Origin of the sequence: Burkholderia sp. JPY481 (assembly GCF_038900515.1) — a bacterium.
Taxonomy (GTDB): domain Bacteria; phylum Pseudomonadota; class Gammaproteobacteria; order Burkholderiales; family Burkholderiaceae; genus Paraburkholderia; species Paraburkholderia youngii.
On the sequence record NZ_JAYMRT010000004.1, the window covers coordinates 139,087 to 160,368 of the forward strand.

Here is a 21,282-nt window from a genome sequence, read left to right on the forward strand (position 1 = left end):
AAATGCGCGAGGCAATGGATGCGAATGACCGCGGCTCAGCTGCGGCACGCGTGCGCTCAGCGCTTGCGGGAAGGCTTGGGCGGGGAAGAGGCGCGGCGAAATTCCTCGATCACGTCCTCGAATTCGGAAACGTCTTCGAAGCGCCTGTACACGGAAGCGAAACGGACATAGGCGATCGTGTCGAGCGCGCGCAACTCGTTCATCACGAGTTCGCCGAGGCGCTCGCTGCGCACCTCGCGCTCGCCGCTGCCGAGCAGCTGATACTCGATGCGGGCGACCGCCGCTTCGATCGCGTCCACCGCAACCGGGCGCTTGCGCAGCGCCAGTTGCATGCTCGCGACGATCTTGCGGCGATCGAATTCCGTGCGCGTGCCGTCCTTCTTGACGACCGACGGCAACGCCAGCTCGACCCGCTCATACGTCGTGAAACGTTTGTCGCAGGCCGGGCAGCGGCGGCGCCGGCGAATCGTCGCGCCGTCTTCGGATACGCGCGAGTCGACGACCTGCGTATCGGCGTGGCGGCAGAAGGGGCAATGCATGACGGCTTAGCCGTAAACCGGGAAGCGCTGGGTCAGCTCGGCGACTTGCGCGCGCACGCGCTCGATCGTCGCGGCGTCTTCCGGGTTGTCCAGCACGTCGGCGATCAGGTTGCCGACCTGCTCGGCTTCCTTCACGCCGAAGCCGCGCGTGGTCATGGCCGGCGAACCCAGGCGGATGCCCGAGGTCACGAACGGCTTTTCCGGATCGTTCGGGATCGCGTTCTTGTTGACCGTGATGTGCGCCGCGCCGAGTGCCGCCTCCGCAGCCTTGCCGGTGATCTTCTTCGCACGCAGGTCGACCAGCATCACGTGGCTCTCCGTGCGGCCCGACACGATGCGCAGCCCGCGCTTGACCAGCGTTTCAGCGAGCACCCGCGCGTTCTCGACGACCTGCTGCTGATACGCCTTGAATTCCGGCGACAGCGCTTCCTTGAACGCGACGGCCTTAGCGGCGATCACGTGCATCAGCGGACCGCCCTGGATGCCCGGGAAAATCGCCGAATTGATCGGCTTCTCATACTCGGCCTTCATCAGGATCACGCCGCCGCGCGGGCCGCGCAGGCTCTTGTGCGTGGTGGTGGTGACGAAGTCGGCGTGCGGCACCGGGTTCGGATAAACGCCCGCTGCGACGAGACCGGCGTAGTGCGCCATGTCGACCATGAAGTAGGCTCCCACCGACTTCGCGATTTTCGACATGCGTTCGAAATCGATGCGCAGCGCAAACGCGGATGCGCCCGCCACGATCATCTTCGGCTTGTGTTCCTGCGCGAGCTTTTCAGCAGCGTCGTAGTCGATGTCTTCGGCTTCGTTCAGACCGTAGCTGACCACGTTGAACCACTTGCCCGACATATTGACCGGCGAGCCGTGCGTGAGGTGGCCGCCGTGCGCGAGGCTCATGCCCATGATCGTGTCGCCCGGCTTGAGCATTGCGAAGAACACGCCCTGGTTGGCCTGCGAGCCCGAGTTCGGCTGCACGTTCGCGGCTTCCGCGCCAAACAGCTGCTTCACGCGGTCGATCGCCAGCTGCTCAGCGACGTCGACATACTCGCAGCCGCCGTAGTAGCGCTTGCCGGGATAGCCTTCGGCGTACTTATTCGTGAGTTGCGAGCCTTGCGCGGCCATCACGGCCGGGCTCGTGTAGTTTTCCGACGCGATCAGTTCGATGTGCTCTTCCTGACGGCGGTTTTCCTGCTCGATGACCTTCCAGAGTTCAGGATCGACGTTGGCGATGGTGCTTTGGGCTCTGTCAAACATACGGGTTCCGTTGAGTGTTTTCAGGTTGACCGGATCGTGCGCCGAATCCTGCGTAGAGGGTACACAGCGGGGTACGCAGCGCTGTGGGCGGCGAGGCTTGCCCTGACGTGGCGAGTGGAGAGTCGCCGCACACGCGAGGCAGGCCAGCCACCGTCAGCGCAGATTAATGCGCGCGGTTCACGGCTGCCCAGGCGAACGGCAAAACGGCACCCTGCGCTTCACGGTGGGTTGTTCCACCTTGAACCCGATTGGTTGAATCGGCTGAGTCAGACGACTCGGTTCTATCGCCAGTCACGCAGGGTCGAGCGCGTTAGTGTATTGGAAGAGGCCCGAATAGGCAACCGACTTGCGGGTGCTCCGGCGGCTGCTGGCGGGGCCTGCGGACTTTCTGGCGGCCCCGCTGGGCAACCATCTGACGAAAGCACGCCGACCGCGCCGCGCACCCGTTGCGCGCCGCCGCGGCAGCCGCCGATCCGGCTCGTCCATCCTTGCCGCAGCGCGGCATTGGAAGTAGGCTTGGGGCCTTTGTCTCTTACCGACCAGGGAACTGCAATGATCGTGTTTGTCACAGGAGCGTCGGCCGGCTTCGGCGCCGCCATCGCCCGCTCGTTCGTCAAGGGCGGCCATCGTGTCGTCGCCACTGCTCGCCGCAAGGACCGCCTCCAGGCACTCGCCGACGAACTCGGCGACGCGCTGCTGCCGTACGAACTCGACGTGCGCGACCGCGCCGCCGTCGAAGCCGTGCCCGCCTCGTTGCCCGCCGACTTCGCCGCGATCGACGTGCTCGTCAACAACGCCGGCCTCGCGCTCGGCACCGAGCCGGCACACAAGGCGAGCCTCGACGAATGGAACACCATGATCGAGACCAATTGCACGGGCCTCGTGCAGGTCACGCATGCGCTGCTGCCCGGCATGATCGAGCGCAATCGCGGACATATCTTCAATCTGGGTTCAGTGGCGGGCCGCTGGCCGTACGCGGGCGGCAACGTGTATGGTGCGACCAAGGCGTTCGTGCGCCAGTTCAGCCTGAACCTGCGCGCCGACCTCGCCGGCAGCGCGCTGCGCGTGACGGATATCGAGCCGGGCCTGTGCGGCGGCACCGAATTCTCGAACGTGCGCTATCGCGGCGACGACGACAAGGCCGCCAAGGTCTACGAAAACGTGCAGCCGCTGACGGCCGAAGACATCGCCGATTCCATCTACTGGATCGCCACGCGCCCGGCCCACGTCAACATCAACACGATCGAGCTGATGCCGGTCGCACAGTCGTTCGCGGGTCTGTCCGTACATCGCGGCTGAGTTTGAAGGCGGGCTGAGGCGGCGGCCGCTACCATTGGTCGCGCCGCCGCCTATCACCCGTGCTGACTTTTTTCGCCCGGCGCGCCGATATCGCGCTTCCAGTCCCGGCGCGGCCGGCAGAGCCGGCAACCATCGCCGCAGGCACCCACCGAGCGCAACACACACTTCGAAACAGACCCCCGAGTTTGCGTTCCGGTAGAATGCGCCGCATGAATATGTCGACCAGCCAGCCAGGCACGGAAATCGGCTATACGTGGTCCATCCGCGTGTACTACGAAGATACCGACGCCGGCGGCATCGTGTTTTACGCCAATTACCTGAAGTTTTTCGAACGGGCTCGCACCGAATGGCTGCGCGCGTGTGGCGTCGACCAGCATCGGCTTGCGGAAGAAAACGACGCGATTTTCATCGTGCGCAGTACCGCGGTCGATTACCGGGCTCCGGCCCGCCTCGACGATCTCGTGAAAATTATCAGCCGGATCGAGCGTCTTGGCCGAGCTTCGGTAGATTTCGCGCAGGAAGCCTGGCGTGAAGGCACGTTGCTTGCTAGCGGGTCGGTCCGGGTTGGCTGTGTGGACCGCGCGACCCTACGGCCAGTTGCGATCCCGCCTTCGGTTCTCGCCGCGCTGCGGCATGGACCGGGCGTCGGCGAGAGAGCGGACTGAACCACGGCGGCATGTCAACGGACGATACCTGAGCCTCGTTGTTACGGGGCCAGTGAACTCATACCGGTCAGGTAGCACAAAGCATGGTTCGGCTTCGATATCGCCGAAGCTTCCGTTTTGCCCACGGCAAGCTTGAAGCGGCTTTGCAGCCGGACGCCCCCTTCCCGGGACGTTAAAACGAACCTTTATGAACACTACACAAGATCTGTCGATCGTTTCACTCGTACTCAACGCGAGCCTGCTGGCCCAGGCCGTCATGGCTCTGCTGCTGTTGCTGTCGCTACTCTCATGGACTTTCATCTTCCGCAAGTGGTTTGCGATTCGCTGGGCGCGCGCGCAAACTGAACGCTTCGAGCGCGATTTCTGGTCGGGCGGCGACCTGCAGGCGCTGTATCAGAGCGCCGCGAACAACCGCCACACGATCGGCGCGCTCGAGCGGATTTTCGAGTCCGGCATGCGTGAATTCCTGAAAGGCAAAGAGAAACGCCTGAACGATCCCGGCGCGATTCTCGACGGCGCCCGGCGCGCGATGCGCGCGGCATTCCAGCGTGAAATGGACGTGCTCGAGGCGAACCTCGCGTTTCTCGCATCGGTCGGTTCGGTCAGCCCGTATATCGGTCTGTTCGGCACGGTGTGGGGGATCATGAACGCGTTCCGCGGCCTCGCAAACGTGCAGCAGGCCACGCTCGCGAACGTCGCGCCGGGCATCGCCGAGGCGCTGACCGCCACCGCGATCGGCCTGTTCGCCGCGATTCCGGCCGTGGTCGCCTACAACCGCTACGCGCACGACATCGACCGTCTGGCGATCCGTTTCGAAACCTTCATCGAAGAGTTCTCGAACATCCTGCAGCGCCAGGCACACTAAGGAGGCCCCGATGGCAGGCTCCCGCTCCTCCAGCATGCGCGGCTCGCGCTCGCGTCGCGCGATGGCCGACATCAACGTCGTGCCGTACATCGACGTGATGCTCGTGCTGCTCGTGATCTTCATGGTCACGGCGCCGCTCGTCGCACCGTCGATCGTCAATCTGCCGACCGTCGGCGGCGCCGCGCCGCAGCAGCAGACGCCGCCCGTGATCGTCAACATCCGCGCGGACGGCAACATGAGCGTCAAGTACAAGGACGACTCCGGCACGCAGCAGCAGGAAGACGTGACGAAAGCTGGCCTCAAAGGTTTCATCGCCGATCGGGCACAATCGCACCCGGATCAGCCCGTCGTGATCGCCGCCGACAAAACCGTGAAGTACGAAGTCGTGATGAATGTGATGTCCGAGTTGAAGGCTCAGGGCGTCAAGCGCGTTGGATTGCTGGTCAAATCGCAATGATCCGCAAGAACACCGAATATCCGCTTCAGCCACCGCGTGAACGCGGCACCGGGCGAGCTTTTCTGTTCGCGCTGGTGATGCATGCGCTGCTCGGATTCTTTCTTTATCACGGCATCCAGTGGCAAAACAGCACGCCCGAGGGCGAGCAGGCGGAACTGTGGACCGAGGTACCGGATTCCGCGATCCCGCATCCCGTCGTCACGCCGCCGCCCGCGCCGGTCGCCCCTGCCCCGCCCGTGCGCGACGAGCAGGCCGACATCGCGCTGCAGGAAAAGAAGCGCCACCAGCAGGAAGCGGCTCGCGCGGCGCAACTGGCCGAAGAGCAGCGACAGCAGAAACTGAAACAGCAGCAGGAAGCGGAAGCGAAGCGTCAGCAGCAGCTGGCGGCCGATCAGGCGGCGCAGAGAGCCGCGAAGCTCAAGCAGCAACAGGAACAGCAGCAACAGCAGCAGGCCGAGAGGCTCAAGCAACAGCAGCTCGCCGAGCAACAGAAGCAGCAGCAACTGAAAGAGCAGCAGGAGCAAAAGCAGGCTCAGGCGGAAGCACAGAAGAAGGCTGATGCCGAGAAAGCGGCGAAGGCGAAGGCGCAAGCCGATGCGGCCGCACAGGCGAAGAAGAAGCTCGACGCCGAGCGCAATGCACGCCTCGCGCAGATGCAGGGCATGGTCGGCGGCGTGGGCGGCGGCAACTCCACGAGCAACGGGCTTGGGAAGACCGGAACTGGTAATGGCTCGGGCGGCACTGCAGCGACGCCGGCGTTCAATGACCGGGTGCAGCGGCGCGTTCGTCCGAACATCGTCTGGTCAGAGTCACCCGAGGGTCTCGAAACCGTGATCGCCGTCCGTTGCTCGCCTAGCGGCACAGTGTTGAATGCGTCCGTCTATCGCAGCAGCGGTAATCCCGCCTGGGATGCCGCAGCATTGCGGGCCGTGCAGCGTTCCGATCCGATGCCGCAGGACATCAATGGAAAGACGCCGGAAAGCTTCACTATCACGCTGCGTCCGGCAGGTTGAGGTGCTGACTGACAAGCGGCTGACGGCCCACGCAACGCCCGATCCGGCGCGGCGTTGCGCGGGAACGAAATAACCGTTTACCGGTCTGTCTGCTGTCTTCGAGTATTAAGTAAAACCGTTTTGAGGAACCCATACAGCATGAGTTTGATGACCAAGCTAGGCCTGCGAACACTCGTGGCAACGTGCCTGATCGCCGTCGGCGGCGCCGCCAACGCACAACTCAACGTCCTCGTGACGGGCGTCGGATCCACCCAGTTTCCGATCGCAACGGCGAATTTCGCCAATGAAGCGAACTCCCCGCAGCAGGTCAGCACGATCGTGCGTCAGGATCTGCAACGCAGCGGCAAATTCACGAATATCGACGCAGGCTCGGCGCCAGTGTCCGAGACCGATTCCGTCGACCTCGGCGCATGGAAGGCGAAGGGCGCCAATGCGTTCGTCGCGGGCAGCGTGAACCGCCTGCCGAACGGCCAATACGAAGTGCGCTTCAAGCTGTACGACACGGTCAAGGGCGAAAGCCTCGGCGGCCTCGTGCTAGTGAGCCCGGAAAGCGGTCTGCGCATGAGCGCGCACAAGGTCGCGGACTACATTTACGCCAAGCTGATGGGCAATCGCGGCGTGTTCGCGACGCGCCTGTCGTATGTGATCAAGTCGGGCAACCGCTACCAGCTGCAGATCTCGGATTCGGACGGCCAGGACGCGCATATCGCGCTGTCGAGCCCCGAGCCGATCATCTCGCCGGCCTGGTCGCCGGACGGCACCAAGGTCGCGTACGTGTCGTTCGAGAAGAAGAAGCCGATCGTCTATATCCACGACCTGCCTACGGGCCGGCGCATCGTCGTATCGGACCAGAAGGGCAACAACAGCGCGCCGGCGTGGTCGCCGGATGGCCGCACGCTCGCCGTCGCGCTGTCGCGTACCGGCAATACGCAGATTTTCGCGGTCAACGCGGACGGCAGCGGTCTGCGTCGTCTCACGCAGGGCAGCTCGATCGACACCGAGCCGACCTACTCTCCTGACGGTCAGTGGATCTATTTCACGAGCGACCGCGGCGGCGCTCCGCAGATCTACAAGATGCCGGCGCAAGGCGAAAGCGCGGGCAACGCGCAACGCGTCACGTTTACGGGCAGCTACAACACCAGCCCGCGTGTGAGTCCTGACGGCAAGGAGCTTGCCTACATCTCGCGCGTCGGCGGTGCATTCAAGCTGTACATCCAGGACCTGCAAGGCGGAACCGCTACGGGCCTGACGGACACTTCACATGACGAATCGCCGAGCTTCGCGGCGAACGGTCAGTACATTCTTTACGCCACTCAGGTGAACGGCCGTGGCGTGTTGGCCGCAGTATCGACCGATGGTCGCACTCGGCAGGTCCTGTCCGTTCAGGGGGGCAGCGTACGCGAGCCATCCTGGGGCCCGTTTATGCAATAACGTTGATGCAATAACACAAGGAGAGTAATCAAATGATGTCCAAACTTCGTTTCGCATTCGCCGTCGTGATGGTCGGTGCATTGGCCGCATGTCACTCTGGCGTCAAGCTCGACGAAAACGCCGGCAAGGGCGCAGGCTCGGGTCAACCGAATCCGAACGACGTCGCGACGGTCAACGTCGACCCGCTGAACGATCCGAACAGCCCGCTCGCAAAGCGCAGCATCTACTTCGACTTCGACAGCTACTCGGTGAAGGACGACTATCAAGCGCTGCTGCAACAACACGCGCAATATCTGAAGGGTCACCCGCAGCGTCACGTGCTGATCCAGGGCAACACCGACGAGCGCGGCACCAGCGAATACAACCTGGCACTCGGCCAGAAGCGTGCTGAAGCCGTGCGTCGTTCGCTGTCGCTGATGGGCGTGTCGGATTCGCAAATGGAAGCCGTGAGCCTCGGCAAGGAAAAGCCGCTGGCAACGGGTCATGACGAAGCGTCGTGGGCACAGAACCGCCGCGCCGACCTCGTGTATCAACAGTAAGTCAACGGGTGATAAGCCGAATGACGCATCGTTTCTCCTGGCTGCGGGTTGCCGCAGCGGCCTGCGTAGCAGGCTCGGCCCTCGTGGCCGTGCCCGCCCACGCGGGCATGTTCGACGACGATCAGGCCCGCCAGGCCATTCTCGATCTGCGCTCGAAGACCGATAGTCTGTCGAGCCAGCTGTCGGCGGCGCAGCGCACGATCCTCGATCAGTCCAACCGTCTCGACCAGCTGAACCAGCAGGTCGCGACGCTGCGCGGACAGAACGAGGACATGGCGAACCAGCTCACGACGCTGCAAAAGCAGCAGAAGGACTACTACACCGATCTCGACACGCGCCTGAAGAAATTCGAGCCGCAGCAGCAGACGGTGGATGGCGTCCAGGGCGAGGTGCAGCCGGGTGAAACCGATGCGTTCAACGCGGCTTCACAGCAGTTCCGCAGCGGGGACTTCAAGAGCGCGGCGGCATCGTTCCGCAGCTTCATCTCCAAATATCCGAGCAGCCCCTATCAGCCGACCGCGCAATACTGGCTCGGCAACGCGCTGTATGCACTGCGCGACTACAAGGGTTCGACGGCGGTCTGGCAAGGTATCGTGGCCAAGTACCCGCAGCATCCGCGTGCGCCGGAAGCGCTGCTCGCGATCGCGAACAATCAGCTCGAACAAGGCCAGAAGGCCGCGGCGAAAAAGACGCTCGAGCAGATCGTCGCGCAATACGCCGGCTCGGACGTCGCGCAGTCGGCGCAGAGCAAGCTGTCGCAGATCAAGTAGTTCGCGGTGGCGGATTGATCACGTTTTGATGTAGTTGTCGGCAGTGACGCGCAGTGTCCGAAGTGATAGCCACGCGCGCCTCTCGCTGGGAAGCCCGGGTAGTGATGCCCGGGCTTTTCATTGGCCTGACGGCCTTGTACTGTTGACAGGCCATCGGTTCGCCGATATAATTTCGCTTCTCTTTTGGGTCGTTAGCTCAGCTGGTAGAGCAGCGGACTTTTAATCCGTTGGTCACAGGTTCGAATCCCGTACGGCCTACCAAAAGATTCGAGGGCCGACATGCGAATGCATGTCGGCCCTTTTCTTTTTCCGTTGCCCGCACCCGCAAACGTCGAAAACGATGGCGCGCGACGCGCGGCTGCATCGGGTCTGGCAGCATCGGGTCTATCCGGTGACATCGAGTTCGGCGCGGACGAAAGCAGTCACCGCCGCCAATTCTCGCCTAGACGAGGCCGTGCGCGATGCCGCTCGGCCTCGCCCAGCGCTCGCTGTCGTTCGACACGCCGAAATCGGCGGCCTGTAATGAAACGGTGGTCGAGCTGGCCGTCGCGCGCTTTGCGCTGGCGCGCGCGAGAATGCGCTGCTCGTGCACGTAGAAGAATTCGAGTTGGCGTGCGTCGGACGCTTTCCGTTCGAGCTCGAACACATCCTCGAGCACGCGCCGCGACACGTGAAAACGCTGAAGCCCGCGGCCAAGTTGGATCTGAAAGACAACACCGTCGCTGTTATGCGGCACCGCTGCCCAGATAAGCGGAATGCTACTCATGGAGCCCCCGTAACTGGATCTTCATGTCAGGAACATCGACATTTGATCCTCGCACGGATAGACGCTCGGAGCGACTTGTCAAAATTTAAACAATGTCGATTTGGTGTTTTCACCACAGTGCAATCTGTTGCACAACTTCGAAGTCGGCGGCAATCGCTACGAAGATGACATACGGCTACGACAGGGCGGTGTCAACGGCGATTTCTTCCCTTGGGCCGACAGCGGTTCTCGCGTGACCGGAGGCCTGCGACTCTTCACATTCCAATTGCACATAAAAGCGCTCGAAAGAAAGAGTGACACGGTTATCGCTTCTTCTGGTTATTTATCGAGATGAAAAGATATGCAATGATCGCCGCCGAATCAGCGGAGCATGTCTGAACCTTGCGTGAGCATACGTTCCGGCAAACCCACGGCGCATTGCTTTTTCATTGAACCGATAATGACCAACTTTCTGTTCGATCTGCTATCGAACCTCGCCTTGCTCGCCATCGTGTCGATGGCCTGTCGACTGTATAACCGGTTTGGGTTGGGTGCTACCTTGAGTGGCCCGGTGATTTTCATCGTGCTCGCGCTGGTCGCGTGCGTGCTCGACGGCTTGTTGACCTTTGTCGTGTTCGCCGACGCGCAGAGCCGCTACGGACAATTCGTCCGGCCGACTTTATTTCTTCAGCGTGCTGGCGCATATGCGCTCGCAATCGTGATCGCTTTCTCGTGGCATCGCATGTCGACGCGCAGGCGAGCCGTGAAAAGCGACCAGGACAACCCAGTTGTCATCCACACGTCACCGTATTCCGAATCGCGGCTGCGCATGTAGGCGCGGCGCGCTCGACCGGCTTCTCACATACTCCCGCCATTTTTCGTCTCTCAATTGCCGCCCGCGAGCAGCGCAGGAACGGTCCTTGCGCAGGCGGGCGCCGTCGGCTATAACTCCCGAAGACCGCGCGTTGTGGGTCATGGCACCACCGTCGTTCAATCCGTTGACGACAACTTATAACGAGGAACATCTTGGATATCGAAACCGCACGTGCATTCATCATGACCCGGGGCATCGACATCGGCACCAAGGTTATCGGCGCCATCGTGCTGTGGATCGTCGGCCGCTGGGTCATCGGGCTGATCTCCAACCTGTTGCGCAAGGTGCTCGCGCGCAATGGCAAGGTCGATCCGACGCTCGCTCACTACCTCGCGTCGATTCTCGGCGCGTTGCTGAACCTGCTGCTCGTCCTCGCAATCCTGCAAATCTTCGGTGTGCAGACGACGTCGTTCGCCGCATTGCTCGCCGGTCTCGGCCTCGCGATCGGTACTGCATGGGGCGGCCTGCTCGCGCACTTCGCGGCCGGCGTGTTCATGCAGGTGCTGCGACCGTTCAAGGTCGGCGATTTCGTCACGGCCGCGGGGGTCACCGGCACCGTCACCGAGTTGGGCCTGTTCGGCACGACGATCGTCACGCCGGACAACGTAATGACCATCGTCGGCAACAACAAGATCTTTTCCGACACCATCTCGAACTACAGCGTGCTGCCGTTCCGGCGCGTCGAGCTGACCGCGAAGATCGCAAACGGCGTCGATCCGACCGACGCGATCGCGCGTCTGAAAGCCGCCGTCGCGAAGATTCCGAACGTGTCCGAAAACCCCGCGCCGGACATCGAAGTCTTGAGCTTCACGCCAGAAGGACCGCTGCTGTGCGTGCGTCCTTATTCGTCCAACCAGAACTACTGGCAGGTCTACTTCGACACCAATCGCGCGATCGTGCAGACCTTCAAGGAAGCCGGCTATCCGACGCCGGAAACGCCGCTCGCGCCGCGCGCGATCACGCGCGATTGATGTGATCTAACATGCGCGCGAAGCCGGCACGCGTCGCCGGCACCGCGGCATGAAAAAAGGCGTCGCGAGATTCGCGACGCCTTCCGGTTTTCAAGGCCTGAAATAAACCTGGCAACAGCTCGTCAACGCGTACTCGCGTTCGCGCCATTCTTGCGCAGCATCTTCCACAACGCGGCGAGCACGACCGGCACGATTGCCGCGCCGATACCGACCAGCACGATCACGTTCAGATACTGACGGATGAACGGAATGTTGCCGAAGAAATAGCCGAGCAGCACGAGCAGCAGCACCCACGACAGCGCGCCGACGACATTGAACATCTGGAAGCGGCTCCACGTCATCGACGACGCACCCGCGACGAACGGCGCAAAGGTCCGCACGACCGGGATGAAACGCGCGAGCACGATCGTCTTGCCGCCGTGTTTCTCATAGAAATCGTGAGTCTTTTGCAGCGCGGCACGATCGAGAAAACGCTCGAGCACCGGAATATGCGAATTGAACACGCGCGGTCCGATCGCACGGCCGATCAGATAGTTGGTCGTATTGCCGCCGATTGCCGCCACCAGCAGCAGCAGGATCAGCAGCCCGAGATGCATCTGCCCGGCCGCGCAGAACGCGCCGCCGATGAACAGTAGCGAGTCGCCTGGCAGAAATGGCAGAACCACGAGTCCGGTTTCTGCGAACACGATTGCGAATAGCACCGCGTAGACCCAAGTGCCATACACCTGGATGAAGTCCCCGAGGAACTTGTCGATGTGTAGGACAAGGTTGGCGAAATGGAGCAACGTATCCAAGGAATGTCCTTATAAACCAGTGTTTGCGTAGAGGAGAAACGGCCGTCGCGCGACCCAATAACAGGGGCAGCAAGCGGCGGGCCGACCGCTGCGAATTGACCGCGACATGATACAGAAAGTGCCTCGGTTCGATTAAAAAACTGCGGGTCGGGCGCCGGCACGGGCGGCGTGCGCCGAGTCGCTATAATTTCGCCATGTCCGAATTCTCCGAAACGCCTGCGGGCACCGCGGCCGCGGCCGCACCCTCCGACGGCTCCCGCGCGGCGCCCGCGCCGCGTCCGCTGCGCGCGATCCAGCCGCTCCCCGATCAGCTGATCAGCCAGATCGCCGCCGGCGAAGTGGTCGAGCGGCCGGCGTCGGTGGTCAAGGAGTTGCTCGAGAATGCGCTCGACGCGGGCGCGCAGACGCTGCGCATCCTGCTGGACGAAGGCGGCGTCAAACGCATCTCGATCACCGACGACGGCTGCGGCATCCCCGAGAACGAACTCGTACTCGCACTGACGCGCCATGCGACCAGCAAGATCCGCTCGCTTGCCGAGCTCGAAGCGGTCGCGACGCTCGGGTTTCGCGGTGAAGCGCTGGCGTCGATTGCGTCGGTCGCGCAGATGAGCATCACGAGCCGCACGGCCGACGTGCCGCACGCGGTACGCATCGATGCGGAGACCGGCGTGCTGAGCCCCGCTGCCGGCACGCAAGGCACGACGATCGAAGTCCGCGAGCTGTACTTCAACACGCCCGCGCGCCGCAAATTCCTGAAGAGCGAACAGACCGAACTCGGCCACTGTCTCGAACAGATCCGCCGCGCCGCTCTCGCGCGGCCGGACGTCGCGATCTCCGTGCTGCACAACGGCAAGGCCGTCGAACACTGGAACGCGAGCGAGCCGCCCGCGCGCGTCGCGAAGATTCTCGGCGACACGTTCGCGACCGCCCATTTACCGCTCGACGAATCCGCCGGCCCGCTCGCAATCTACGGCTGCGCCGGTCTGCCGACCGCAAGCCGCGGCCGCGCCGATCAACAGTATTTCTTCGTCAACGGCCGCTTCGTGCGGGATAAGCTGCTTACGCACGCGGTACGCGCCGCGTATGAAGACGTGCTGCACGGTGAGCGTTATCCGTCGTACGTGCTGTTCCTCGATTTGCCGCCAGAGGGCGTCGACGTGAACGTGCATCCGTCGAAAATCGAGGTGCGTTTCCGCGATTCGCGCTCGATCCACCAGTTCGTGTTCCATGCGGTGCAGCGCGCGCTCGCGCGGCACGCGGGCGCGTCGCCGGAAACGACGGCTGGCGGGCATGCGGCGCACCTGGAGCCGTCGGCCGGTGGACCGGCTTCGTTTGGCTCGACGCCGCTGGGTGGCAGCAGCGGCGCAGGCGACGGCATTGGCGCGGGCGCCGGTGTTTCGAGCGGCGCGGGCTTCGACGCCGGAAGCCGTGGCAGCTTTGGCGGCGGCAACGGGTTCAGCAGCTTCGGCGCCTCGCGGCCCGGCAACACGTGGATGCGCCAGGCGCGCATGACGCAGGGCACACTGCCGGTCGCGCAACCGCTCGCCGGTTACGACGCGCTGTTCGGCCGCAAGGATCCGCTCGCGGGCCGGGTCGAGGGCGCGTCGCTGCTCGAAGCACGTGACTCGGCGAGCGAAACGACGTCGCCGTACGACGCACCACCGTTCGCGTCGCGCTCGGCTTCCCCCGCATTCGATGCCACCGACGATCAGCCGCTCGGCTTCGCGCTCGGCCAGATCCACGGCATCTACGTGCTCGCGCAGAACCGCCACGGGCTCGTGATCGTCGACATGCATGCCGCGCACGAGCGCATCCTGTACGAGCAGTTCAAGAACGCGCTTGCCGACCGCGCGATCGCCGTGCAGCCGCTGTTGATTCCGCAGACGATGCAGGCCGATCCGGTCGAAATCGGCACGGTCGAGGAAGAGCGCGATACGCTCGATGCGCTCGGCTTCGACCTCGCGGTGCTGTCGCCGACCACGCTCGCGATCCGCGCAGTCCCCGCGTTGCTGAAGGACGCGGATCTGCAAGCGCTCGCGCGCGCGGTGCTGTCCGACCTGCACGCGTTCGGCGGCTCGCGGGTGCTGACCGAGCGTCAGCACGAACTGCTCGGCACGCTCGCGTGCCATCACGCGGTGCGCGCGAACCGGCGTCTGACGCTCGACGAAATGAATGCGCTGTTGCGCCAGATGGAAGCGACCGAGCGCGCCGACCAGTGCAACCACGGGCGTCCGACCTGGTATCAGCTGACGCTGGCCGATCTCGATCGGCTGTTCATGCGCGGCCAGTAACGCGCCGCGTTCGATCACACCGCCCGCGCTGCGCGCCCGCTTGCCCATGACGTCACGCCCTACCCTGATCCCGTGCCTGCTCGGCCCGACCGCGTCCGGCAAGACCGCCGCCGCGCTCGCGCTCGCCGCGCGGCGGCCAGTCGAAATCATCAGCGTCGACTCTGCGCTCGTCTATCGCGAGATGGACATCGGCACCGCGAAGCCGACCGCGGAAGAACGCGCGGTCGCGCCGCATCATCTGATCGATATCGTCGATCCGGCCGACTCGTACTCGGCCGCACAGTTTCGCGCCGATACGCTGCGGCTCGTCGATGAAATTCATGCGCGCGGGCGGCTGCCGCTGCTGGTCGGCGGGACGATGCTGTACTACAAGGCGCTCACGCAGGGACTCAACGATCTGCCCGGCGCCGATGCCGAACTACGCGCGACGCTCGACGCCGATGCCGCCCGCGACGGCTGGCCGGCGCTTCACGCACGACTCGCCGCGCTCGATCCGGTCACGGCCGCGCGTCTCGCGCCGAACGATTCGCAGCGCATCCAGCGCGCGCTGGAAGTGTTCATGCTGACCGGCCAGCCGATGTCGGCGCTGCTCGCCGCGCCCGCGCGCACCGACGACGCCGCGTCGGCATGGCGCTTCGTGCCGGTCGCGCTGGAGCCGTCCGAGCGTGGCGTGCTGCACTCGCGCATCGAGCAGCGCTTCGATGCGATGCTCGCACATGGGTTCATCGATGAAGTGGTGAAGCTGCGCGCGCGCGGCGACCTGCTGCCAGAGATGTCGTCGATGCGCTGCGTCGGCTATCGGCAGGTGTGGGAATACCTCGATGGCGCGGTCGATTATCGGACCATGCGCGACAAGGGCATCTTCGCGACGCGGCAACTCTGCAAGCGGCAGCTCACGTGGCTGCGCAGCATGCCGGAGAGACAGGTGGTGGATTGCTGCGATCCGCACGCGACGGCGCGGGTGGTGGAGCTGATCGAGACGCTGGTTCGAGACGACGATCGAAGTGAGGGAATCGGAGGGATCTGAAGCGGGGATTTGAAGCGGGGATTTGAAGCGGGAAATGTAAAGCACAGGATTCGAAGCCCTCGTGGCGCGCCGTTGCTGCACGCCACGCGAACCCTCGTCAATCGTTAGACCACGACCGTCTGCGCTTCACCCGCCGCGCTCTCACGGACCGTGCCGATCTTCCAGACCTGCTCGCCCGCCGCGGACAGCTGACCGATTGCCGCCTGGGCATCCGCGGCCGACACGATCACCGCCATACCGATACCGCAGTTGAACACGCGGTGCATTTCCGCATCGGCGACGCCGCCGTGCTTCTGCAGCCACGAGAACAGCGGCGGCAGCGGCCACGCGCGATGATCGAGCTCGGCCGTCAGACCCTCGCGCAGCACGCGCGGAATGTTCTCGACCAGGCCGCCGCCGGTGATGTGCGCCATACCCTTCACCTCGAGCTGCTGCATCAGCGCGAGCAACGGCTTCACGTAGATGCGCGTCGGCGCCATCAGCGCGTCGGCGAGCGGGCGGCCGTCGAAGTCCGCGTTCAGATCGGGATTGGCGCGCTCGATGATCTTGCGCACCAGCGAAAAGCCGTTCGAATGGATGCCGCTCGACGCGAGCCCGAGCACCACGTCGCCGGGAGCGATCTTGCTGCCGTCGATGATCTTGCTCTTTTCCACCGCGCCGACCGCGAAACCGGCCAGATCGTATTCGCCGTCCGGATACATGCCCGGCATTTCCGCGGTTTCGCCGCCGATCAGCGCGCAGCCCGACAGCTCGCAGCCTTGCGCAATGCCCTTCACGACGGTCGCCGCCGTGCCGACATCGAGCTTGCCGCAGGCGAAATAGTCGAGGAAGAACAGCGGCTCGGCGCCCTGCACGAGGATGTCGTTGACGCTCATCGCGACGAGATCCTGGCCGACCGTGTCGTGCTTGTTCAGCTGGAACGCGAGACGCAGCTTGGTGCCGACGCCGTCGGTGCCGGACACGAGCACCGGCTCCTTGTACTTCTTCGGCACTTCGAACAGCGCGCCGAATCCGCCGATGCCGCCCAGCACGCCGTCGCGCAGGGTCTTCTTGGCAAAGGGCTTGATGGCATCGACGAGGGCGTCGCCCGCATCGATGTCCACGCCGGCGTCGCGATACGACAAACCTTGGGCGTCAGGAGCGGATTTCGGTTGATTCATGGGGAAAAGCTCGAAGGTCGGTAAAATGCGATTTTACCCGATGCTGGCCGCCTGGCTGGAATTCGCGCGTTCCGACGAAATCCTGGAAACGACTTTGCTACACGACACTCCGATTCCGGCGCCGCCGACCCGCGCAATTCCGTCCGCCGCCCATCGCGACGCTCGGCCTCACGACCCAGCGAGCACGCTTCACGACAACTAAGCGCCTGGCAACGTTCCAGGCCCCGAGGTCCGGGCCACTCGCGGCGCGAGCCTCATTTTCGGCATTAACCCTACTGTGCTTCGTCAACTGACGCTCGATCTCGGCACCCCGCCGCCATCGACATTCGACAATTTCTTCGCCGGCGCGAACGCCGAGCTGGTCACGCGCCTGCGTGAGCTCGACGACGCGCTCGCCTCCGGACCGGTCGCCGATCGCACCTTCTACATCTGGGGCGAAGCCGGCAGCGGCCGCACGCATCTGCTGCAGGCGCTCGTGCACGAAGCGCCGCCGGGACATGCGCGTTTCGCCGGTCCGCAAAGCAGCCTCGCCGCCTTCGGCTTCGATCCGCGCGTCGCGCTCTATGCGATCGACGACTGCGACGCGCTGTCGGCCGCGCAGCAGATCGCCGTGTTCAACCTGTTCAACGAGGTGCGCGCGCATCCGACCAGCGCGCTCGTCGCCGCAGGCAACGCGGCGCCGATCGCCATGACGGTGCGCGAGGATTTGCGCACCCGCCTCGGCTGGGGTCTGGTGTTTCATCTCGCGCCGCTGCCCGACGACGCGAAGGCCGCGGTGCTGAAACGCGCGGCGCGCGAGCGCGGCATCATGCTCGCCGACGACGTGCCGGCCTACCTGCTCACGCATTTTCGCCGCGACATGCCGAGCCTGATGGCGCTGCTCGACGCGCTCGACCGCTTCTCGCTCGAACAGAAACGCGCGGTCACGCTGCCGCTGTTGCGCACGATGCTCGCCTCGCCCGATCCCGCCACCACGCCGGGTTCACACGCCGCTCTTCCGGCTTCAAGTAAAATAGGCCCCCATGGCTAATCTTGCACTCTTCGATCTCGACCACACGCTCATTCCCACGGACAGCGACCACGAATGGGGCCGCTTCATGGTGAAAAAAGGTATGGTCGACGCCGAAAATTTCGCCCGTGAAAACGACCGCTTCTACGCCGACTACAAGGCCGGCAAGCTCGACATTCACGCTTATCTGATCGCCATGCTGACGCCGCTCGCGAAGTACACGCGCGCGCAGCTCGCGGACTTTCACGCGCAGTACATGCACGAGGTCATTACGCCCGCCATCCAGCCGGTGGCGATCGAGCTCGTCAAACAGCATCGCGAAGCGGGCGACCTGTGCTGCGTCGTCACGGCGACCAACGAATTCATCACGCGGCCGATCGCCCAGGCATTCGGCGTCGACACGCTGATCGCGTGCGAGGCGGAGACCGTCGGCGGCGATCTGCACGGCGCTTATACCGGCCGCCCGACCGGCACGCCGAGCTACAAGGAAGGCAAGATCGTGCGCACCGAAATGTGGCTCGCGTCGCTCGGAAAGACGTGGAGCGACTTCGAGCACAGCTATTTCTATAGCGATTCGCACAACGACATCCCGCTGCTCGAAAAAGTCACCGATCCCATCGCGACCAATCCGGACGACACGTTGCGCGCCCATGCGCAGGCCAAAGGCTGGCGCATCCTCGAACTCTTCCAACCCTCGTGATCAAGAAACTCATCCGCAAGCTATTCGGCCAGGACACGGCGAGCGCTGACGACACGCTCTCCGCCGCCAGCGTCGACGACAACGCCAACGACAAGCCGCCGGCGCGCGGCAAGTCCGCTTCCGGCGCGACCGTATCCGGCACGGCCGCGCGGCCGCGTCGCAAATCGACCGCCGCTGCCGCCGCACAGGCGCCGCGCGAACCGGACGTCCCCGTCATCATTCCGCACGACGTGCACGGCATCGACCCCACGCTGATCTCGCGCAATGCGATCCGCGTGACCGAGGGCCTGCAACAGGCGGGCTTCCGCGCGTTCATCGTCGGCGGCGCGGTGCGCGACCTGCTGCTCGGCGTGAAGCCGAAAGACTTCGACGTCGCGACCGACGCGACGCCCGAACAGGTGCAGAAGCTGTTCCGCAGAGCACGCATCATCGGCCGGCGCTTCCAGATCGTGCACGTGCAGTTCGGCCAGGAAATCATCGAGACCTCGACGTTCCGCGCGCTGGTCGATCCGCCCGCGGCCGACGCGCCGCCGCCGAAGCGTCTGAAGCGCGACGAGCTCGACCGCCGCACTCACGCGGTCGACGCGAGCGGCCGCGTGCTGCGCGACAACGTGTGGGGTGAACAGCACGAGGACGCCACGCGCCGCGACTTCACGATCAACGCGATGTACTACGATCCGGCAACGCAGACCGTGCTGGACTACCACAACGGCATGGCCGACATGCGCACGCGCCTGCTGCGCATGATCGGCGACCCGGCCACGCGTTATCGTGAGGACCCGGTGCGCATGCTGCGCGTCGTGCGCTTCGCCGCCAAGCTCGACTTCGAGATCGACGACGCCACGCGCGCGCCGATCGAGAAGATGGCCGATCTGATCAACAACGTGCCCGCCGCGCGTCTGTTCGACGAAATGCTGAAGCTGATGCTGTCGGGTCACGCGCTCGCGTGCCTGAAGCGGCTGCGCCAAGAAGGCCTGCATCACGGGCTGCTGCCGCTGCTCGACGTGGTGCTCGAGCAGCCGACCGGCGAGAAATTCATTTCTCTGGCACTCTCTAATACAGATACACGCGTGCTGGCCGGCAAGCCGGTGTCGCCGGGCTTCCTGTTCGCGACGCTGTTGTGGCACGACGTGCAGCAGCGCTGGCAGAAGTTCGAGGCGGAAGGCGAGTATCCGGTGCCGGCGCTGCATCGCGCGATGGACGAAGTGCTCGACATGCAGACCGAAAAGCTCGCGATCCACAAGCGCTTCTCGGCCGACATGCGCGAGATCTGGGGTCTGCAGTTGCGCCTCGAAAAGCGCTCGGGCCGCAGCGCGCTGAAGCTGCTGGAACACCAAAGATTTAGAGCGGGGTATGATTTCCTCCTGTTGCGCTGCGCATCGGGCGAACTCGACGAGTCGGTCGGTGCGTGGTGGACGGAGTTCATCGAAGGAGACGCTGCCGCGCGCGAGGCATTGCTCACGCAAGGCGGGAAAGACCGGAGCCCCAGAAAACGACGGCGGCGCGGTGGCGCCAGAAACCGCAAATCAGGTGACGGGGTGGAGGGCGGCTCGTCCGCCGAACGCACGGACAACGACGCGGGCCGCGAAGGCTCGCACGCAGACTGACGCGGCGTTCGCGGAAGAGCCGTCGAAACGATAGTTGCAGGAAGTTATGCCATGACGGTTGCTTATCTTGGCCTCGGCGCGAATCTCGGGGACGCGCGCCAGACCCTGAAAGACGCGGTGGTGTGCCTCGCACAACAGCACACCATCACCGTGCTCGCCAAATCGAGCCTATATCGCACCGCCCCGATCGACGCGGGCGGCGACGACTATTTCAATTGCGTCGTGAAGCTGGAAACGACGCTCCCCGTGCGGCATCTGCTCGCGCTGTGTCACAAGATCGAGCATCATTTTGGCCGTGAGCGGCCGTTCCGCAATGCGCCGCGCACGCTCGATCTCGACATCCTGCTGTATGGCGATCAATCGATCGACGAAGCCGATCTGATCGTGCCGCATCCACGCCTCGTCGAGCGCGCGTTTGCGCTGGTGCCGCTGGTCGAGATCGACGCGGCGATCGTGATTCCGCAACATGGCAGGGCCGCCGCGCTGCTCGATAGCGTCAGCGATCAGCGCATCGAGAAGGTGAAGGGGCCCTGCCAGTGTCCGATGCTCAATGCACTCGCCGGTAATTCCGCCGAGAAAGGCCGCTGCGAATGAGTTCGCCGCCGCTCACGGTCACCGCGCCGCAGCTGCGCCCGCCGTTCGGCTATATCGCGATCGAGGGGCCGATCGGCGTCGGCAAGACCTCACTCGCGCGGCGCCTCGCGCAACGCTGGTCGATGCACGAACTGTTCGAGCGCTCGCAGGACAATCCGTTTCTTGAACGCTTCTACCGCGACACCGCGCGCTATGCGCTGCCGGTGCAGTTGCACTTCGCGCTGCAACGCGCGCAGCAGGCGCAGGAAGTGAGCGCCGCGCAGGCGAGTGGCACGCCGCTGATCGCCGACTTCATCACGCAGCGAAACGACATCTTCGCGCGTCTGACCTTGCAGGAAGACGAGTGGCAACTGTACCGCGCGCTTGCCGCGCGGCTCGACGTCAAGGCGCCGGAGCCGGACTTCGTCGTTTATCTGCAGGCGAGTCCCGAGGTGCTGTTCGCGCGCATCCAGAAGCGCGCGGTGCCGATGGAGCTGCAGATTTCCGATGCGTATCTGCGCGCACTCTGCGACGCATACAACGAATTCTTCTACCACTACGACCGCACTCCCGTGCTGACGGTCAACGCCGAACACCTGAATCCGCTCGACTCCGACGCGGACCTTGCGCTGCTCGCCGAACGCATCGAGACGATGCGCGGCCGCAAGGAATTCTTTGTCAAAGCCACGTCGCTGTAAG

The 21,282-nt window shown here is 64.1% G+C and carries 22 protein-coding genes, 1 tRNA gene and 1 riboswitch; of the genes, 18 read left to right on the forward strand and 5 right to left on the reverse strand.

From position 1 onward, the window contains the following. Positions 1 to 56 precede the first annotated feature (56 nt). Together nrdR and glyA are read right to left on the reverse strand one after the other, a co-directional pair. The gene (nrdR, locus tag VSR82_RS12650) at positions 57 to 539 is read right to left on the reverse strand and encodes a transcriptional regulator NrdR (RefSeq protein ID WP_008919734.1); all 483 of its coding nucleotides are present in this window, start codon (positions 537 to 539) and stop codon (positions 57 to 59) included. A gap of 6 nt (positions 540 to 545) precedes the next feature. Further along, positions 546 to 1,793, reverse strand: coding sequence for a serine hydroxymethyltransferase (gene glyA / locus VSR82_RS12655; protein ID WP_368585413.1), 1,248 nt, complete (start codon positions 1,791 to 1,793; stop codon positions 546 to 548). Positions 1,794 to 1,971: 178 nt separating this feature from the next. Next, positions 1,972 to 2,098: riboswitch (ZMP/ZTP riboswitch) on the reverse strand. Positions 2,099 to 2,345: 247 nt separating this feature from the next. On the opposite strand from glyA, the gene ydfG reads away from it, so the two are divergent. The 9 genes from ydfG (at position 2,346) to VSR82_RS12700 (ending at position 9,093) form a co-directional block, all read left to right on the forward strand. Next, the gene (ydfG, locus tag VSR82_RS12660) at positions 2,346 to 3,092 is read left to right on the forward strand and encodes a bifunctional NADP-dependent 3-hydroxy acid dehydrogenase/3-hydroxypropionate dehydrogenase YdfG (RefSeq protein ID WP_429460826.1); all 747 of its coding nucleotides are present in this window, start codon (positions 2,346 to 2,348) and stop codon (positions 3,090 to 3,092) included. 200 nt (positions 3,093 to 3,292) lie between these two features. Continuing rightward, complete coding sequence (gene ybgC / locus VSR82_RS12665; RefSeq protein WP_410848097.1) at positions 3,293 to 3,757, forward strand: tol-pal system-associated acyl-CoA thioesterase; 465 nt, start codon at positions 3,293 to 3,295, stop codon at positions 3,755 to 3,757. A gap of 187 nt (positions 3,758 to 3,944) precedes the next feature. Next, the gene (gene tolQ, locus VSR82_RS12670) at positions 3,945 to 4,622 is read left to right on the forward strand and encodes a protein TolQ (protein WP_498857730.1); all 678 of its coding nucleotides are present in this window, start codon (positions 3,945 to 3,947) and stop codon (positions 4,620 to 4,622) included. A 10-nt stretch (positions 4,623 to 4,632) separates the two neighbouring features. Then, positions 4,633 to 5,079, forward strand: coding sequence for a protein TolR (gene tolR / locus VSR82_RS12675; RefSeq protein WP_429460828.1), 447 nt, complete (start codon positions 4,633 to 4,635; stop codon positions 5,077 to 5,079). Beyond that, the gene (gene tolA / locus VSR82_RS12680) at positions 5,076 to 6,092 is read left to right on the forward strand and encodes a cell envelope integrity protein TolA (RefSeq protein ID WP_498857731.1); all 1,017 of its coding nucleotides are present in this window, start codon (positions 5,076 to 5,078) and stop codon (positions 6,090 to 6,092) included. Before tolR ends, tolA begins: the two co-directional genes overlap by 4 nt. Positions 6,093 to 6,230: 138 nt before the next feature. Next, positions 6,231 to 7,523 (forward strand): Tol-Pal system beta propeller repeat protein TolB, encoded by a 1,293-nt coding sequence (tolB, locus tag VSR82_RS12685; RefSeq protein ID WP_410848098.1) that lies wholly within the window; start codon positions 6,231 to 6,233, stop codon positions 7,521 to 7,523. A 32-nt stretch (positions 7,524 to 7,555) separates the two neighbouring features. Next, a complete protein-coding gene (gene pal / locus VSR82_RS12690) occupies positions 7,556 to 8,062 on the forward strand; it encodes a peptidoglycan-associated lipoprotein Pal (protein ID WP_368585417.1) in 507 nt (168 codons plus the stop codon). 20 nt (positions 8,063 to 8,082) lie between these two features. Continuing rightward, on the forward strand, positions 8,083 to 8,832 hold the full coding sequence (gene ybgF, locus VSR82_RS12695; RefSeq protein WP_368585418.1) for a tol-pal system protein YbgF: 750 nt from the start codon (positions 8,083 to 8,085) through the stop codon (positions 8,830 to 8,832). Positions 8,833 to 9,017: 185 nt separating this feature from the next. Then, a tRNA-Lys gene (locus VSR82_RS12700) sits at positions 9,018 to 9,093 on the forward strand. A gap of 181 nt (positions 9,094 to 9,274) precedes the next feature. On the opposite strand, the gene VSR82_RS12705 is transcribed toward VSR82_RS12700, so the two are convergent. Beyond that, complete coding sequence (locus VSR82_RS12705; protein ID WP_429460833.1) at positions 9,275 to 9,598, reverse strand: hypothetical protein; 324 nt, start codon at positions 9,596 to 9,598, stop codon at positions 9,275 to 9,277. 439 nt (positions 9,599 to 10,037) lie between these two features. Here VSR82_RS12705 and VSR82_RS12710 point away from each other — a divergent pair, with 439 nt between their 5' ends. Together VSR82_RS12710 and VSR82_RS12715 are read left to right on the forward strand one after the other, a co-directional pair. Further along, positions 10,038 to 10,412 (forward strand): hypothetical protein, encoded by a 375-nt coding sequence (locus VSR82_RS12710; RefSeq protein WP_429460835.1) that lies wholly within the window; start codon positions 10,038 to 10,040, stop codon positions 10,410 to 10,412. 191 nt (positions 10,413 to 10,603) lie between these two features. Continuing rightward, entirely contained in the window at positions 10,604 to 11,422 is an 819-nt protein-coding gene (locus tag VSR82_RS12715) for a mechanosensitive ion channel family protein (protein WP_018431865.1), read from the forward strand. Between the two features lie 122 nt (positions 11,423 to 11,544). On the opposite strand, the gene VSR82_RS12720 is transcribed toward VSR82_RS12715, so the two are convergent. Next, the gene (locus tag VSR82_RS12720) at positions 11,545 to 12,216 is read right to left on the reverse strand and encodes a VTT domain-containing protein (protein ID WP_176109485.1); all 672 of its coding nucleotides are present in this window, start codon (positions 12,214 to 12,216) and stop codon (positions 11,545 to 11,547) included. 194 nt (positions 12,217 to 12,410) lie between these two features. Here VSR82_RS12720 and mutL point away from each other — a divergent pair, with 194 nt between their 5' ends. Beyond that, positions 12,411 to 14,507: a DNA mismatch repair endonuclease MutL gene (gene mutL / locus VSR82_RS12725; RefSeq protein ID WP_429460838.1), complete on the forward strand. Its 2,097-nt coding sequence runs from the start codon at positions 12,411 to 12,413 to the stop codon at positions 14,505 to 14,507. Positions 14,508 to 14,553: 46 nt separating this feature from the next. After that, positions 14,554 to 15,534 (forward strand): tRNA (adenosine(37)-N6)-dimethylallyltransferase MiaA, encoded by a 981-nt coding sequence (gene miaA / locus VSR82_RS12730; protein WP_429460842.1) that lies wholly within the window; start codon positions 14,554 to 14,556, stop codon positions 15,532 to 15,534. 104 nt (positions 15,535 to 15,638) lie between these two features. Here miaA and purM read toward each other — a convergent pair whose 3' ends face one another. Continuing rightward, entirely contained in the window at positions 15,639 to 16,694 is a 1,056-nt protein-coding gene (gene purM / locus VSR82_RS12735; protein ID WP_410848104.1) for a phosphoribosylformylglycinamidine cyclo-ligase, read from the reverse strand. 277 nt (positions 16,695 to 16,971) lie between these two features. Between purM and hda the strand changes: the two genes are divergently transcribed. The 5 genes from hda to VSR82_RS12760 are packed head-to-tail and all read left to right on the forward strand — an operon-like array spanning position 16,972 to position 21,281. Further along, positions 16,972 to 17,724, forward strand: a complete 753-nt coding sequence (gene hda / locus VSR82_RS12740) for a DnaA regulatory inactivator Hda (RefSeq protein ID WP_368585424.1) — start codon at positions 16,972 to 16,974, stop codon at positions 17,722 to 17,724. Beyond that, complete coding sequence (locus VSR82_RS12745) at positions 17,717 to 18,403, forward strand: histidinol-phosphatase (RefSeq protein WP_429460845.1); 687 nt, start codon at positions 17,717 to 17,719, stop codon at positions 18,401 to 18,403. Before hda ends, VSR82_RS12745 begins: the two co-directional genes overlap by 8 nt. Next, positions 18,400 to 20,010 (forward strand): polynucleotide adenylyltransferase PcnB, encoded by a 1,611-nt coding sequence (pcnB, locus tag VSR82_RS12750; RefSeq protein ID WP_498857732.1) that lies wholly within the window; start codon positions 18,400 to 18,402, stop codon positions 20,008 to 20,010. Before VSR82_RS12745 ends, pcnB begins: the two co-directional genes overlap by 4 nt. Before the next feature lie 51 nt (positions 20,011 to 20,061). Beyond that, a complete protein-coding gene (folK, locus tag VSR82_RS12755) occupies positions 20,062 to 20,604 on the forward strand; it encodes a 2-amino-4-hydroxy-6-hydroxymethyldihydropteridine diphosphokinase (RefSeq protein ID WP_410848106.1) in 543 nt (180 codons plus the stop codon). Further along, the gene (locus VSR82_RS12760; protein WP_410848107.1) at positions 20,601 to 21,281 is read left to right on the forward strand and encodes a deoxynucleoside kinase; all 681 of its coding nucleotides are present in this window, start codon (positions 20,601 to 20,603) and stop codon (positions 21,279 to 21,281) included. Before folK ends, VSR82_RS12760 begins: the two co-directional genes overlap by 4 nt. The last annotated feature ends 1 nt before the right edge of the window (position 21,282 follow it).